This is a genomic window from Vibrio sp. RC2502 (assembly GCF_054850435.1).
The window spans coordinates 1445390-1460631 of sequence record NZ_CM141453.1; the positions used below are offsets into that span (position 1 = coordinate 1445390).

13 protein-coding genes are annotated in these 15242 nt (G+C 43.9%); 9 read left to right on the forward strand and 4 right to left on the reverse strand.

Annotated elements, in window-relative coordinates; genetic code table 11:
• The first annotated feature begins 189 nt into the window (after window positions 1-189).
• The 3 genes from ACYJZR_RS06920 to ACYJZR_RS06930 all read left to right on the forward strand — a co-directional run bounded on the left by ACYJZR_RS06920 (window position 190) and on the right by ACYJZR_RS06930 (window position 3436).
• Window positions 190-816 carry a LysE family translocator gene (locus ACYJZR_RS06920; RefSeq protein ID WP_005495271.1) on the forward strand — a complete coding sequence of 209 codons (627 nt, stop codon included), beginning with the start codon at window positions 190-192 and terminating at the stop codon, window positions 814-816.
• Window positions 817-995: 179 nt separating this feature from the next.
• Window positions 996-2534 carry a YjjI family glycine radical enzyme gene (locus ACYJZR_RS06925; RefSeq protein WP_025622438.1) on the forward strand — a complete coding sequence of 513 codons (1539 nt, stop codon included), beginning with the start codon at window positions 996-998 and terminating at the stop codon, window positions 2532-2534.
• A 20-nt stretch (window positions 2535-2554) separates the two neighbouring features.
• Window positions 2555-3436 (forward strand): YjjW family glycine radical enzyme activase, encoded by an 882-nt coding sequence (locus ACYJZR_RS06930; RefSeq protein ID WP_080606960.1) that lies wholly within the window; start codon window positions 2555-2557, stop codon window positions 3434-3436.
• Between the two features lie 15 nt (window positions 3437-3451).
• On the opposite strand, the gene ACYJZR_RS06935 is transcribed toward ACYJZR_RS06930, so the two are convergent.
• The gene (locus ACYJZR_RS06935; protein WP_021448633.1) at window positions 3452-4390 is read right to left on the reverse strand and encodes a LysR family transcriptional regulator; all 939 of its coding nucleotides are present in this window, start codon (window positions 4388-4390) and stop codon (window positions 3452-3454) included.
• 458 nt (window positions 4391-4848) lie between these two features.
• Here ACYJZR_RS06935 and ACYJZR_RS06940 point away from each other — a divergent pair, with 458 nt between their 5' ends.
• Window positions 4849-5616 carry a TerC family protein gene (locus tag ACYJZR_RS06940; protein WP_406966329.1) on the forward strand — a complete coding sequence of 256 codons (768 nt, stop codon included), beginning with the start codon at window positions 4849-4851 and terminating at the stop codon, window positions 5614-5616.
• Between the two features lie 160 nt (window positions 5617-5776).
• Window positions 5777-6379, forward strand: a complete 603-nt coding sequence (locus ACYJZR_RS06945) for a 2OG-Fe(II) oxygenase (protein ID WP_005454888.1) — start codon at window positions 5777-5779, stop codon at window positions 6377-6379.
• A gap of 65 nt (window positions 6380-6444) precedes the next feature.
• On the opposite strand, the gene ACYJZR_RS06950 is transcribed toward ACYJZR_RS06945, so the two are convergent.
• Entirely contained in the window at window positions 6445-7710 is a 1266-nt protein-coding gene (locus tag ACYJZR_RS06950) for an HD-GYP domain-containing protein (protein WP_015296685.1), read from the reverse strand.
• Window positions 7711-8286: 576 nt separating this feature from the next.
• Here ACYJZR_RS06950 and ACYJZR_RS06955 point away from each other — a divergent pair.
• The 4 genes from ACYJZR_RS06955 (at window position 8287) to ACYJZR_RS06970 (ending at window position 12532) form a co-directional block, all read left to right on the forward strand.
• The gene (locus ACYJZR_RS06955) at window positions 8287-9477 is read left to right on the forward strand and encodes an iron-containing alcohol dehydrogenase (RefSeq protein WP_406966330.1); all 1191 of its coding nucleotides are present in this window, start codon (window positions 8287-8289) and stop codon (window positions 9475-9477) included.
• A gap of 175 nt (window positions 9478-9652) precedes the next feature.
• Window positions 9653-10858 (forward strand): aromatic amino acid transport family protein, encoded by a 1206-nt coding sequence (locus ACYJZR_RS06960; RefSeq protein ID WP_015296687.1) that lies wholly within the window; start codon window positions 9653-9655, stop codon window positions 10856-10858.
• A 240-nt stretch (window positions 10859-11098) separates the two neighbouring features.
• A complete protein-coding gene (locus ACYJZR_RS06965) occupies window positions 11099-12223 on the forward strand; it encodes an HD-GYP domain-containing protein (RefSeq protein ID WP_021486653.1) in 1125 nt (374 codons plus the stop codon).
• Between the two features lie 90 nt (window positions 12224-12313).
• Window positions 12314-12532, forward strand: coding sequence for a hypothetical protein (locus ACYJZR_RS06970; protein WP_005455055.1), 219 nt, complete (start codon window positions 12314-12316; stop codon window positions 12530-12532).
• Window positions 12533-12682: 150 nt separating this feature from the next.
• On the opposite strand, the gene ACYJZR_RS06975 is transcribed toward ACYJZR_RS06970, so the two are convergent.
• Both ACYJZR_RS06975 and ACYJZR_RS06980 read right to left on the reverse strand, forming a co-directional pair.
• Window positions 12683-13231 (reverse strand): MSHA operon transcriptional regulator, encoded by a 549-nt coding sequence (locus ACYJZR_RS06975; RefSeq protein ID WP_005454867.1) that lies wholly within the window; start codon window positions 13229-13231, stop codon window positions 12683-12685.
• Window positions 13232-13460: 229 nt separating this feature from the next.
• The gene (locus ACYJZR_RS06980; protein WP_406966331.1) at window positions 13461-15239 is read right to left on the reverse strand and encodes an ABC transporter transmembrane domain-containing protein; all 1779 of its coding nucleotides are present in this window, start codon (window positions 15237-15239) and stop codon (window positions 13461-13463) included.
• Window positions 15240-15242 lie beyond the last annotated feature (3 nt).

Consider the following 15242-nt stretch of genomic DNA (forward strand, 5'->3'; position numbering starts at 1 on the left):
GCTTGAATCATTACTGACTATTTTCTTTACACTATTGCATATAGCGAGTATTTTGGTTGCATAATTAATGCGCAATTTGGATTGCGCATTTGCCTCAAAAATACGTTTCAAGGATAGAAGCGTCGATGCTACATCACTTAGCTTAAGGCTTGATATGTGGCATCAAACCATGATTGGAAAGGAGCGCCAATGCAACTCGATACTTGGATTTACTACACTCTCGCGATACTCGTTCTCACAGCCTCTCCTGGGCCAAGTTCTCTACTTTGCTTAAGTAAAGGCGTCAGCAGCGGTTTTCGTCTTGCTCTGACGACAGCTCTAGGCAGTTTAAGTGCGATTACCATCATTCTTACCCTTTCTTTTACCGGTTTAGGTGTTGTGATTGCGTCTTCTGAGTTCGTGTTTAACATCATTAAATGGTGTGGTGCGGCATATTTGATTTGGTTAGGCATTCAAGCATTTCGATCAAAACAAAACGATTTTTCGAAGTCCGACTCTGCACTGGTGTCAACCAGCCACGTCAGCGCCTATACCAGTGGTTTTATCGTTGGTTCCAGTAATCCGAAAGCCATTATTTTCTTTACGGCACTATTCCCACAATTCATTGACCCAACTGCTTCGCTGCTGACCCAATATGCGATTTTCGCGGGTACGTTCGTAGTATTCGAATTGAGCTGGTTAACCTTTTACGCCTTATTAGGGGTGAAAACATCCAATTGGTTATTTGAAGCAGGACGAGCTAAGTTGTTCAATCGCTTAACGGGTGGGGTGTTTATCAGTGCTGGTGTGATGCTATCTACGGCGAATCGCAGCTAGATTGTGAGGCAACCCCTAATTTAGGGATAGCTTATTTCCAATATGGAAATTAACGGTTTGTTTTTTTTCATTAGTGGCAAGGCTTAACTAGGCGTAAAATTCACTCTAGCCCTTTAGGGGTAATGATCTGTACCTACCCAGATCCAGATGTCGTGGTCTTTTTTGCAGGAACATCCTTGATGACAAGCCTATCTGAACTCCAACAGCGTTTTCTCAATATCGCAACTGACGGCCGTTTGTCTCCGAAACAGAAGTCTAACTTCCTCGCTCTAGAAGCCGAAGCATGTATTCCATACATGCCTATTTCTGAAGCACTTCGTGAAGCGATGAGCGATGGCGTAATCTGTGACATGTTTGAAGGTCATGCGCCTTTTAAACCGCGTTACGTTTTACCTGACTATGCTAAGTTTTTATCTCAAGGCTCTGAATATTTGGAGTTGTCACCTGCAGAAGATTTTGATGATGCGCTAAATATGCTTACCATCATCTATCATCATGTGCCGTCTGTTACCAATATTCCGGTGTATTTAGGGCAGTTAGACGACGTCCTGATGCCTTATGTAGGCGACCAAACTGAAGCGCAGATTTACAAAAAACTTCGACATTTCTGGATCATGTTGGATCGCACGTTGCCGGATGCCTTCATGCACGTGAATATCGGGCCGACAGACAACATTATCTGTCGCACTATTTTGCGTGTGGACGCAGAGCTCAAGCAAATTGCACCAAATCTCACGTTTATGTACGACGAATCGATCACTCCAGATGATTTGTTACGTCAGGCGACGACAAACATTTGTGAGTGTAGCAAGCCTCATATTGCGAATTACCCAATTCACGCAAATGCTTATGACGGAGCGCAGTTTGGTATCGTCAGTTGCTACAACTCACTCCCGCTAGCTGGTGGTTCAAACACGCTTGTACGCATGAATCTAAAAGAAGTGGCGAAACGTGCAGCAAGTCGCGACGATTTTTTCAGTAATGTATTACCGACGTATCATCAACTAATGACGGAGTTGATGGACGCAAGAAGCTCGCACTTGCATGAACAATCACAGTTCTTCCAAGGCTTCTTAACCCAAGAAGGCTTGATTGAAGAGTCACGCTTTGCGCCAATGTACGGCATTTATGGCATGGCTGAAGCGGTCAACTTACTTCTTGAAAAAGAAGGGCAAACCTCCCGCTACGGACAAGATGAACGTGCAAATGCATTAGGCCACGAGATTTCAGCGACACTAGCGACATTGGTTGATTCTACGCCTGTGAGATATGGCTTAGAGGGCAAAGCGTTGTTGCATGCTCAAGGTGGTATCAGTCTCGATCTGGATGTAACGCCAGGAGTGCGCCTTCCTTATGGTAGCGAGCCAGACCCTGTTACTTATGTACAAGCAACTGCGGCGCATCATCAATATTATCGAGCGGGTATCAGCGATATTCTAACGATTGATGAAACGGTGAAGTCAAACCCAGAAGCCATGTTCAATTTATGCAAGGGCGCGTTGAACGCGGGGTATCGAGAGTTCACCGCAAACGTCGCGTCGAATGATTTAGTTCGAGTGACTGGTTATATGGTGAAGTTATCTGATATAGCGAAATACGATGCGGAAGGCTCCCGGACTAATACGACGTTTTTGGGCGCTGAAGCGGCGAAGAACACAGGAATTTTAGAGCGTTCACCACGAGTGGTGAGCCAAGAAATGTCGCCAGTCTACAAGTAACTGGTGACGGAAAGAACAAGATGTCTAGACGAAGTGAAAGCCTTTTGGCGAAAGTAACTCGCATCCTTCCTTTCTCTTGTGTTGATGGGCCAGGAAATCGTCTAGTCATCTTTCTACAAGGTTGTAACTATCAGTGTTTGAACTGTCACAACCCTCACACTATCAACCATTGTAATCACTGTGGTGATTGTGTTGCAGAGTGTCCGGCAGGCGCATTGAAGTTCGACGAAAGCAACAACGTTGTTTGGCTTAAAGAGGAGTGCACCCACTGCGATCATTGTATAGAGATATGTCAGAACCAATCTAATCCAAAAATTACTGACTACTCTGTGGCGACAATGCTCGATTTGATACGAAAACAACGCTTTTTTATTAGCGGTGTGACGGTATCCGGTGGGGAATCTACCTTACAACTTCCTTTTATTATTGAGCTGTTTAAAGGGATCAAGCGGGATCCTGAACTACAGCACCTCACCTGTTTCATCGACAGCAATGGTTCATTGTCAGTCTCGGGATGGTTGCGTGTCTTACCTTTTATGGATGGCGCAATGATTGATTTAAAATCGTGGCAAACCGACACACATCGTTGGTTAACTGGCCGAGAACATCACCGAGTTTTTCAGACGATTGAGTTTCTTGCAGAACAACAAAAGCTGCACGAAGTGCGTCTTCTACATATTCCCGGTAAAAGTGACTTAGATACGGAAATCGAATCGGTAGGGCGCTATCTTAATGCACTACCAAGCTCGGTACACGTTCGCCTCAATGCTTTTCAACATCATGGCGTGGTAGGAGAGGCACGTAGTTGGGACAAGTGTTCAAAAGAAGAGATAGAGCAACTAAAGAAACAGCTTGGAAAGTTTGTTGATCGTCCTATCGCTGTTCCTTCCGTATTCGTTTAGAGCTGCCTCTTATCTTTACACACCGCAGCCTTCGAGCTCTATACAAGCATCAAGCAACTGTTGTTGCAGCCATCTCAGAGCAGGATCATTGAGACTCGCTTTGTTCCACACCAAGCTGTAAGCCACTTGCCCGTAATCAAACGGTAAAGAGCGCTGCACTAAACCTTTCGCTTGATGCGCGACTCCCGCCCAAAGTTTTGAACACGTAAATAGATAATCGGAATGATGGCACATGACGGCTGCCGAACCGAAATCTGCCACACGCATCGCCATATTACGCTTTGAATGCTGCTGAGTGAGGTTTTGCTCGAAGTAAGGCTGAGAAAGATCTTTATCGTGAATCCCGATGTGGCGAGCGCAAAGATAACCTTCAATCGACAGGGGCGCTTTAGCTAACGGGTTTGATTCGCCCATTAAACAGACCATTTCATCTTTCAAGATTGTTTGCCAAACCAAGTCTTTATTTTGAGTGGGCGGCTGGCTGATGTCATGCGGCAGCAGCAAAAAGTCGACTTGTCCTCTAACCAGCGAATCAAAACTCATCTCTTCTTTTGCATGGACGCTTAAGTGAGCATTGTTCCCCAACTGTTGAGAAATGCGCGTTAACACGGGAGCAAACAGCTCAAAAGAACTGCCTCTCATCGACAGAGAAAACGTACCTTGATAATAAGCGGGGTTGAATGAACCTTGGTGCAATAGGCCGTTCATACTAGACAGAATACCGTGAATGGACGGGCCAATATTCAACGCAAATGGTGTGGGCACCAAACGCGTACCATCACGATAGAAAAGATCATCTTTGAGCGTTTCACGCAACTGGCTTAGCGTTTTACTGACACTAGAAGGCGTCACACAAAGTCGCTCGGCCGCCTGAGTGACACTGTGAGTTGTCAGCAACATGTGAAGGACGGTGAGGTGTTTTAAGCTAATGCGCGATAGAGCGATATAATCCATGAGAGCGATGATTTCTTGTGATTTCTGCCAGTATATCAGCATGAAACAAATTTTTACTATTGATCACTGAGTAAAAATAGCATCTTTTTCTTTGAGCTCAATGGAATAGCTTAAGGTCCATTGTTGGCTTTATTTGATAAAAGATGCTTGGCAGACTTGTCGTTTTACTTGCCGAATATCTGAATATGCTTGATATAGAAGCGTTCTGAGCGGGGATGTTCCTTAAGCCTACACTATAAACTTTTCCGAGTGATAAACAGAGGAGGGGTGAGATGGAAAGAATCCTTTAGAGCACAAATAAAGACACTAGTTTTTGTGTTGAAAAGAGTATTGTGTTGCAAACCAAGAGGTGCTTAACTCTAGATCCCTAAGTAACAGAGGTATAAATAATTAATGGACGACCCCTTTAGTCGACTGAACCCTTCTCCGTATCGCTTCCACTCTCAGGAGGCATACTCATGTTAGAACTTTTCATGCAGCCCGAAGCATGGGTGATATTTGCCACCTTATTTGCTCTCGAAGTTGTTTTAGGCGTAGATAACGTCGTTTTTATTTCCGTGTTATGTGAAAGATTGCCATCCCACCAGAGAAAGCTCGCACGAAACCTAGGTATTGGTCTTGCGGTGTTCGCGCGTATTGGATTGGTGTTTTCTATCACATGGATCATGCAACTTACACAACCACTATTTAGCGTTGCAAACCATGCAGTGACAGGTCGAGATATGATAATGATCTTGGGTGGTGTGTTTTTGTTAGCGAAAAGCTTAAAAGAGCTTTGGAGCTGGTTAACTCACAATGAAACCAATCACTCTACCCATGTGCGCACGGGATTGGCGGTGGTTTTGTTACAAATCGTTGCGGTTGATGCGGTATTCTCGATGGATTCTGTCATCACAGCAGTCGGTTTAACAAGTGAAGTACCACTTATGGTTGCTGCAATTATTACTTCTGCATTGGTCATGGTTATGACTGCTGAAAAGATCAATAACCTAGTTACCCGTTACCCTGGTTTCAAAACCTTAGCGCTACTGTTCCTAGTATTGCTGGGTGGCTTGCTGATGGCCGAAGGCTTCGCAATCCATATCAATAAAGGGTATGTGTACTTTGCGATGGCGTTTGGTTTGGTGTTGGAACTGTGTCACATCCAACTAAAGAACAAACAGCGCCGAACTATCCAGCGAATCAGGCCGATGCATCAACCAACCGTGGTTTATGGTGCCCAATAACTTGCTAATTTAGCCGCTCAAGAGAGCGGCTTTTTTGTGTGCTTTTCTTTCAATTTTATTTGATGATTCAGAATTTGTCGTTTCGACAAAAAGTTGCATTTGTTGCATTGGATTGAATTTTTTATATAAACCGCCCAATCCACACGAGTGAATAAAATAAATGAACAAGCTGATCGATGCGTTAGCAACGGATGGTTACTACATTTGGGATGACTTTCTTTCTGAAGACGAAGTAACCCAATTACGTGATTGCATACCGGATAATTGGAAGAAAGCACGCATTGGTCGAAATGATGATGTGACCCGAATTGAATCAATTCGCAGTGACAAAATTCAATGGTTAAAACCAGCTATGGGCCAGCCAATCGCGAATTATTTGAGCAAAATGGAAGAGATTCGACAAGAGGTGAACCGCCATTTCTTCTTGGGTTTGTTTGAGTATGAAGCGCACTTTGCTAAGTACGAAAAAGGCGATTTTTACCAAAAACACCTTGATTGCTTTAAAGGGAACGAAAACCGTCGCTTAACCACGGTGTTCTACATGAATGAATCTTGGAGTGAAGAGGACGCGGGCGAACTGGTCGTCTATGACCTCAATGACAAAGAAATCGCGACAATACCGCCTCGTGGGGGGCGTCTACTGGTGTTCTTATCTGAACAGTTTCCTCATGAAGTGTTGCCGACTAACGCGGAGCGTTTCAGTATCGCAGGCTGGTTCAGAATTAATGGTGTGAGAGATAACCTTCTGGATATCGCGAGTTAACATCTAGACACTAAATACTAAAAAGGGCGCGTGATGCGCCCTTTTTAATGTCTGAAAATCGGCTTTTAGTGGCAAATAGACATGTTGTAGCAAGCCGTCATATTCTGCTCTAACACCTCATAGACGTGAGCGCAGAGTTTATTCTGCTCAATTAGATCATCCATGATCTCAGCAATTTGTGTTTGGCTCATTCGTCCTCGATAAGGGCGATCTTGCGATAGTGCCTGAAACACATCGGCAACGGCAATAATGCGAGAAGGGATGTCGAGTTCTTCTGCTGTTTTATGGTAAGGGTAGCCAGAGCCGTCCAAGCGTTCATGGTGATTTGAAGCCCATTCTGCAATTTTGGCGTTTGGGAACACCTTATGCAGCGCAAGTTGAGTATCTATCGTATGTCGTTTGATTCTCGTGTATTCCTGCTTACTGAGCGCGCCTTCCTTATGTAGAATTTCATCTGGCGTCTTTAGCTTACCTATGTCGTGAACCAAACCGGCAATAAACAGCATTTCTTGGTCGTGTTCATCGAGTCCTAATTTGCCCGCCAAATAGCGCGACAACTCAGCAACTTTTTGCGAGTGTTGATAAGTAAATGGGCTTTTCGCATCGACAATGCGCGCCAGAAATAATCCAAGGCTGTTCATGTCCCAAATGGTTAACTGTTTTTGTAACCAATCAATGCTCTTAAAATTCAGACCAATGGTTTCGATGTTTTCTGATTCCATCGCGAACCAAAATCCGTCGGTCATGATGAGCTTAACCATGGCTTTGCACATAACGGGATTAAATAAGGTGCCAGCATTCGCCAATACACATTCTGCAATCAATTCCTCATGCAGCGTGACAATGTCACAGTGGCAATTCATTACATAGCGCGCACGCATGAAGTCTAGTCGATCAGAAAGGTAGAGTAGGGCCGCAACGTCTTTTTCGAACTCAGGCAGGTCGAGATGTTGCAGTTCATCCCAATGGGTGTGGTGGTAAAGTACTGGAACGGCAAATTGACTTAAAAGGCGACATTGTTTGAGCGTTTGGTAGCCGCGCAGACAGTGCGCTTTGGCATCTTGAGGGATGAGCTCGTCCAGCAACATTTTATGTTCTTGCGTTTCAGAGACGCCACAATCGTGAATCATGCCTGCAAAGTAACAAAACTCTGCTTTCTTTAAATCCCAATTTAAGGCTAGAGCGCATTGGTAGGCGATGTATGCGACACGGTGACTGTGGTGAGTGTCATCGACACCTACATAGTCGAGTGCACGGGCGACCCAGATAAGTGCTTGTTTTAGATCGACTTCAAAACCCGCAATAGCATCGGGAGAGGAAGAATGCTTCATTATTTATACCGACATGTTTTTAAGCCCACGCAAACCGACATCATGGCCTGATATTTAGAGAAAGGGCGCGACAGCGAAAAGAGCCCTTAAAGGTGGGCTATTTGGACGTAATTTTAATTATGGCGTAGATAATAATCCTAGTTGCATAAGAATATCACTCGAAGCTCACTGTTTAACGTCAGTTCTTTGAGCTGAGTATTGGTTTTAAAAGATTCTTGTTGCTTTGGTTGACTTCTTTGAAAACGACAATAAATCATGATGCAACGTATTCTTATTTCTACTTTTGACTAAAACATCAGCAAACAAAGGGGGAGAGACGACTTTAGGGTTTTCGGCCTCAAAGTGACGGTGCACGTTTTGCTGCCACTCTCAATGTAATTCGTATGGACGGTGCAGATGGAATACCTATTGTGGTGGTCACTGTAGGAAAGAAAATATCCCCATTTTGTTTCTTAATTAGCTCAATGAGTTAAAGGAAGAAAAGGTAAACGACTCGATTGCGAATTTGTGAAGCCGCAAAGAAGAGTTGCCTGAAAAAACTACTAGACTAATTGCTCCAACTCAAAAGGAATTTGTATGTTGAAACATTGTTTGTATCGCAGTTACACCAAAGGGCTAAAAATCGCCGCGCATGTGCTGCCACTTCCACGGCCGACGCTGTTTTCTGGTTCGGGAGCCGTATCTGAGTTGTTGGAGGCGATATCTGATCTAGGTTTTCGACGTTTGTTGCTAGTGACCGATGAGGGATTAGTTCGAATCGGTATGGTAGGTAAAGTCTTGGAGCAAACGCAGGGGTTGGGTTTACAGGTGGCCGTGTTTTCTGAAGTAAAACCAGACCCAACTTACGATCAAGTGGAAGATGGATTACGTGTTTACAACGCCTCTCAATCGGAAGCCATTTTGGCGTTAGGTGGCGGATCTGCCATTGACTGTGCAAAAGTGATTGCTGCAAGAGTAAGTAACAAGCGCTCAATCAAAAAGCTCTCAGGACTTTTCAAAGTATGGCGAACCCCAGCGCCTCTGTTTGTTATTCCAACCACTTCTGGCACTGGTTCTGAAGTGACGATCGCGGCAGTGGTTTCAGACCCAGACACACATTTAAAAACGCCCTTGATGGACCCGAAACTGGTGCCGATTATGGCCGCGCTCGATCCTGACTTGCTTATCGGTTTGCCAGCCAAAATCACTGCTGACACAGGGATTGATGCGTTAACTCATGCGGTAGAAGCCTACATCTCGCGCAATGCGACACCAGAAACTCAAGCGTATTCAGTCGCTGCAATCAAATTAATATTTCGTTATTTACCCAAAGCCGTGGCGCAGGGGGGAGATATTGAAGCTCGATACAAAATGGCCATGGCGTCTTACTACGCAGGGTTAGCTTTTACCAAGGCAAGTCTAGGGTACGTGCATGCTTTTGCGCACAACTTAGGGGCAAGGTATGGTTTGCCACATGGCATGGCAAATGGATTAGCGTTGCTACCCGTCTTAAAGTTCTCTTTGCCTGAAATTGAAGATGAGCTAAGAACGCTTGCCGAGAAGACCAATATCAATACGAAAGACAAACCAAGTGCTGAGCGTTTCTTGGAACAGATTGAATCCTTGTACGATGCTATTGGTATCGAAAAATGCACAACAGTCATAAAACAAGATGATATCGAAGACTTGGTTGACCTGATTCTGAAAGAGGCACATTGGAATTACCCCGTTCCCAAGTTTATGAATTCTGAAGAATGCGCTCGCTTATTGATAGAAATAAGCGCTTAGATTGTTTTGTGTAAACATAATTTTACGGCTGTGGTTTTTTATCCTTACACTTTGCTTGATCTTCTCTCAAAGATCCTACAATATCGTGTTTATTACAAATATGGTGTCAGTTTTGGTGCGCCGTTGCCCGATCTGATGCTGATAACTCCCAATAAGATGTAAAGATAAATATACAATGAGTCGTTCTAAAGTGTTTGGTAGTACCCTAATTATTGCTGGTACTACAATTGGGGCTGGTATGCTAGCTCTTCCTCTTGCCTCCGCTGGCATTGGTTTTACTACATCTCTGGTCATCATGTTGAGTTTGTGGGCGTTAATGGCCTTTACTGCGTTACTGATGCTTGAACTTCACCAATATGCTGAAAGTAGTGCAACACTTCATACCTTGGCGAAACAAATCCTTGGTCAAAAGGGTAAGTGGGTTGCCAGTTTTGCGATGCTATTTTTGTTCTATTCATTGTGTGCGGCATACATCGCTGGTGGCGGTGCACAATTTGGTGACCGCTTATCTCAGTGGTTTGAGTTAGACATTTCTGGTCCGACAGCGACAGTGATTTTCACTCTGATCGTTACTTTAGTGGTGACTATTGGTACAGGAACAGTTGATAAAGTAAACCGTGTGTTGTTTGCGTTAAAGCTAGTCGCAATGGTTGCGGTACTGTCATTTTTAGCGCCAAACGTTACCGAGTCATACTTGCTAAGCATGCCTATCGAACAGGGACTTATTGTTGCGGCGATTCCAGTGATTTTCACATCGTTTGGTTTCCACGGCAGTATTCCTGCAATCGTAAACTACTTAGATGGCGATACGTCATCTTTGCGCAAAGCGGTTATCGTTGGTTCGACGATTCCTTTAGTTATCTACATTTTCTGGCAAATCGTTACCTTAGGCGTAGTAAGCCAAGATGCGCTTATTGAAAACGGTGGCTTGAGTGCACTTATTGGTCAATTATCTCAAACTGTTCACAAATCCAACTTGAGCAGCATTGTAGGTGTATTTGCTGACCTTGCACTTCTCACCTCGTTTTTAGGTGTGAGCTTAGGTTTGTTCGAATTTTTAGGTGATACGATCAAAGGCAAAAGTGAGAAACCAAATCGCTTGTTAGCTGCGGTGATTACGTTTACTCCGCCACTTGGTTTTGCGCTTTTCTACCCGCAAGGCTTCATTATGGCGCTGGGTTACGCGGCGATTGCATTGGCTATTCTTGCGATTTTCCTTCCTCTTGTCATGGTGATCAAGGTTCGTCGTTCCGATGATTTCTCTGGTGAATACCGTGTCGCTGGTGGGCAAGGAGCACTAGTCGTCACTGGTATAGCGGGTACGGGCATCGTTTTAGCGCAAGTGCTAATCACTTTAGGTGTATTACCTGCTCTAGGTTAGTTCCACTGCTTAAATTGAACGTGAAAAGCCAATAGGGAAACCTGTTGGCTTTTTTAATCTGGATCAAATTACCGTAAGATATTCGGTGAAAAAATTGGCGGAAATCTGTTTTTATTTCGTACACTTAGGTTGTGGTATATCAATTATTTAAGTGGGGAAAAGCCGCTCTAAGATCATCAAAATTTCTGACAGAAAGGAGCTTTTTCTTCTGGTTTCTCTACTTGGGTGTGGAGGTGAAGTATGGCGCACCGGAGTTTTTACCCGTTTGCTAAACCGCTTAATGAGCAACTGCAAACGTTGAAGAATAGAATGCAGGCACATTTGCCGTGTATCGATAGGGTGTCGTTTGCGAAATATCACCCTCATCAAGACATGCTCAAATCTTTCGCCGAAAGTGAATTTGATACTTGGTGCTTGGCCCATCATGAGGCGCCGTTTAGAAAGCTCCACAACCTTACTATCTCCGCTGAAAATGCAATACCACGTATTGTCGATGATCTTCACGACATCAATCATTGTTCCCGCATACAAACCCTGCTTAAAGAAGGCTATCAGTCATCAGTCGCGATTCCTTGCTATGACAACAAAGCCTTTACCGGGTTTGTCTTTTTAAATTCTGTCCAGCCCCAAGCTTTTAAGCTTGAAGCATTGAATGGACTTAAGCCTTATTTTGAGATGGTTCAATTTGCTGTTGAGTCTGAGGATCATGTCGTTCATGCCATCGAAACGCTTGCCGATCGAATGCAGGGTATGATGCCGAGTTATTCGCCAGAATATTATGCCCATACTAAACGGATGAAATATTACAGCCAGTTAATCGCCACACAACTCGCGGATCATCATCATTTTAATGACGAAACGGTTGAGCATATTGGTACGTTTGCGCAGTTTCATGCATTGAGCGATATTCAACTGCCGATAGAAATAGCCTGTAGTAGAACACGTTACACGAGAGAGCAGGAGGCGATTCTTCTTCAACATATCGAGCAGTGTATCGAATCTGCAGACGATATAGTGGCGCGTATTGGTAATCCAGTTCACCCAAGCGTGACGCTGTTTTTGCAGATGATTACGTACCAATACGAAAACCTTAATGGTTCTGGTTATCCGTACGGTTTGAAGAAAGAGGCGATCCCAATTGCAGCGCAAATCGTTGCGGTGGCTAACGCATTCGATGTGCTTACGACTCACCACCCATATCGCCAAGCTTGGTCGATACCTTATGCCTTGCTTGAGTTGGAGAAATGGGTGTATCAAGGATTGTTGTCCAGAGAATGTGTCAACGCGCTGCGTGAGCATCAAAATTATCTAAAACAAATCATCCATAAATATCCTGAGCACTACACAGGCTTAGGGCTGATGTAATCCCCGTAAACGAAGGAGCACGAATATTGACTAGGAGGAAATTATAAACAATACTGTTTTTATATACAGTATCTAGTTTGGAGGTGAAGTATGTTGTGGGAAACCCTTGAGAGAGTAAACCGCTTACGCCAACAAGCACTTGCGAACCCTGAGTTTGTGCAGTCAGCGAAAGAGCATGAAGAAGCACTTCAGGAGCAAGAATATCACTATCATGCAAAGAAAAAGCGTTCAGCCAAAGACAAACAAGGTAAGAAGTCGCTGGCCGATATCTATAAAGAAGTAGAATTTGGCGCTGACGCTCGTCATTAAATTAACCGCTATGGCGTCATTTCAATCCTTCAACGCCATAGGTCAAAAACGAGAACTCAAGTATCTAGAGTTTACTTGAGTTGAATATCAGTCTTGCATTTTTATTGTATTAACGTGTAGATAAACACCCCTAAATTTAGGGGTGTTTAATTAGATGTCTGCTTTGCGTACAAAGTGAGGATTTTTGTATTTCTTCTCTGGACCAAAAGTGGATATAACCAATTTGTTCCACAGTGTTTTGTCGAACTCGCCTTTTGGAATGGAAGGGTAGAGTGTTTCTTCTTCTTCCCTTGCAAAATTCATGTACTGCTTTTTCTTGATTTGGTTGTATTTTTTCGCAATCTGATTGTGTTTTTGAACCCACTCCAATTTGTATTTTCGAAGTGCCTTTTCACCATCTTCTGCATTCATACGCGACATAAACAGCCGCTTATACGATACCTTTCTATCTAACATGGTACGCATGACTGTTTGGATGTACTTACCGTGGTGCGTAATAGTGATGTCGTTTTCGTCAATAGGAATAACACACCAGCCTTTAGGTAGAAAGTCTGGTTTTTTAAACTGTTTATTACGCTCCATTAGCGCCTGATGTAAAACCAAATCAGAGGTGCCGCGGAACGTTTTTTGCCATTTACCGATACGAATTTGAATCGAACCAGGCAAGCGATAGATGTTAGTAAACTTATCTTTGTCCATGGACTTGTGTCATGAGATTAATATGCAATATGAGAAATAGGTAATCAGCTCACCGAGTCATCGGCAAGAAGTTGAGCTGAAGTTCGTTACGATTTTACAACGACCTTGCGTTATATAGCGAGGGGTTATGTCAATAATAGGTAAGAAATAAAAAATTAGTTTAAATTGTGAATGGATTTAACTAAATGGAGCCACCTGCATTGCGATTTTCAGGTGGCTTGTACAGTGCTTAAACAGCTTCTTCTAGTTGTTTAGCATCTTCTTGCTCAATCTGTTGAAGGTGTCTATTCGCTTGTTGTAACTGGTACATTTGAGCGTAGCGACCATTTTGTTGCAATAGGGCTTTATGCGTGCCTTGTTCGACCAAGTCACCATGGTGTAGAACTACAATTTGGTCTGCATCCAATATGGTGGACAGTCGGTGCGCAATGACCACTAACGTCATGTTCTGGCGCAAAACTTTTAAGCTTTTTTGAATGAGAGCCTCAGTTCCTGAATCGATGTTCGCCGTTGCCTCATCCAAAATTAAGATTTTTGGTTTAGCTACTAACACTCGGGCTAACGCAAGTAATTGCTTTTGACCTGCCGAAAGGTTGGTTTCACCTTGGCCGAGTTGAGTGTCTAAGCCGTTTGGATAGCGGTGAATTTGCTCCGACAAACCTACCTTATCTAACGCATCCCATATCTGCTCATCGCTCACTGCTCGGCTAAGAGAAATGTTCTCACGTACAGAGGCTGGGAGAATGTGCGGATCTTGTTGAACCATTGCTACGTCTTTGCGAAGTACGTCTTTACCCAATGTATTAAGTGGCCGCCCATCAATTAATAACTCGCCCACATTGGTTGGATAAAAGCCCATGAGCAAAGATGCTAACGTGCTCTTGCCGCTGCCCGTATGGCCGACCAGCGCGATAAAATCTTGATGAGCGGCTTTCAAGGAGATGTCTTTCAATACATCTTGCTTACCATCATAACTGAACGTCAGATTACTTAGCTCAATTGAGCCCGTTTTAAGTGGTTTATGATCGTCACCGTAAGTTTGTGGCTTCGCATCAATCAACTCAAAAACACGTTCACTCGACACCAGCGCTTGTTGTAAAAGTGCAAGTTGTTGGGTCATTTCAATCAGAGGTTCGGTCACACGCGCCAAATAACTGATGAACGCATAAAGTACACCGACACCAATCAACTCGACACCATTAAAGCCAAAGATGGCAACTAAGCAGAGTAGGGCAAGGCCAGCCAACAGATCCATGAGAGGCCGCAGCAGATACCCGTTTAAGCAAATCACTTTTTTGGACGCGACCAAATGCTCAGCAGTGAGTTCGTTAAACTGTTTATTAAAGCGCTCTTCCTGTTGCATCAGCTGAATCACGCTCATCCCTTGGATTGATTCGCTTAAGTTGGCGTTAATGTCCGTGAGCAAGTCACGCATTCTACGATAACTCTCGGTACTGAGTTGTTTAAACAGATACATAAAACCAATTACGATCGGTAACAGAACGAGAACAACCAGCGTCAACTTCCAACTCATGAAGAACATGACACCCAACATTACCACGATCATCACAACGTTCTTAACCACGGTCGCGATTAACAACTCGTAAAACTGCTGAAGTGATTCTGTATCATTCGTGATTCGAGAAACAAGCTTACCAGCAGGCGTGTAGTCAAACGCAGAAAGTGGCTGTTTGATCACTCCCGAAAACACTTGCTTGCGAATGGTTTTGATCGTGTTCGTTGCCACCATGCTAAATTGCAACGATTGAAGATATTGGAACGTTGCTGAAATGACTTGAAGTGACACGTAGCCCAACGCTAAAGCAATCAATACGTTACGAGAGTAGTCACCTTTGGCAATGTGTTCATCAATAAAATACTGGATCAACCAAGGGCCACTCGCACTCGCTAACGCCGCGATAAACAGCAAAGCTAAGCCTTTTATCATTGGCTTCGGCTGAGACAATGGATAAGACAACAACCGCTTAAATGTACTGGTTTGTTTCATTGA

Excerpts from the sequence above, each read along its gene's own strand:
- ACYJZR_RS06920 (WP_005495271.1), top strand. The coding sequence starts at position 190 with ATGCAACTCGATACTTGGATTTACTACACTCTCGCGATACTCGTTCTC.
- ACYJZR_RS06925 (WP_025622438.1), top strand. The coding sequence starts at position 996 with ATGACAAGCCTATCTGAACTCCAACAGCGTTTTCTCAATATCGCAACT.
- ACYJZR_RS06930 (WP_080606960.1), top strand. The coding sequence starts at position 2,555 with ATGTCTAGACGAAGTGAAAGCCTTTTGGCGAAAGTAACTCGCATCCTT.
- ACYJZR_RS06935 (WP_021448633.1), bottom strand. The coding sequence starts at position 4,390 with ATGGATTATATCGCTCTATCGCGCATTAGCTTAAAACACCTCACCGTC.
- ACYJZR_RS06940 (WP_406966329.1), top strand. The coding sequence starts at position 4,849 with ATGTTAGAACTTTTCATGCAGCCCGAAGCATGGGTGATATTTGCCACC.
- ACYJZR_RS06945 (WP_005454888.1), top strand. The coding sequence starts at position 5,777 with ATGAACAAGCTGATCGATGCGTTAGCAACGGATGGTTACTACATTTGG.
- ACYJZR_RS06950 (WP_015296685.1), bottom strand. The coding sequence starts at position 7,710 with ATGAAGCATTCTTCCTCTCCCGATGCTATTGCGGGTTTTGAAGTCGAT.
- ACYJZR_RS06955 (WP_406966330.1), top strand. The coding sequence starts at position 8,287 with ATGTTGAAACATTGTTTGTATCGCAGTTACACCAAAGGGCTAAAAATC.
- ACYJZR_RS06960 (WP_015296687.1), top strand. The coding sequence starts at position 9,653 with ATGAGTCGTTCTAAAGTGTTTGGTAGTACCCTAATTATTGCTGGTACT.
- ACYJZR_RS06965 (WP_021486653.1), top strand. The coding sequence starts at position 11,099 with ATGGCGCACCGGAGTTTTTACCCGTTTGCTAAACCGCTTAATGAGCAA.
- ACYJZR_RS06970 (WP_005455055.1), top strand. The coding sequence starts at position 12,314 with ATGTTGTGGGAAACCCTTGAGAGAGTAAACCGCTTACGCCAACAAGCA.
- ACYJZR_RS06975 (WP_005454867.1), bottom strand. The coding sequence starts at position 13,231 with ATGGACAAAGATAAGTTTACTAACATCTATCGCTTGCCTGGTTCGATT.
- ACYJZR_RS06980 (WP_406966331.1), bottom strand. The coding sequence starts at position 15,239 with ATGAAACAAACCAGTACATTTAAGCGGTTGTTGTCTTATCCATTGTCT.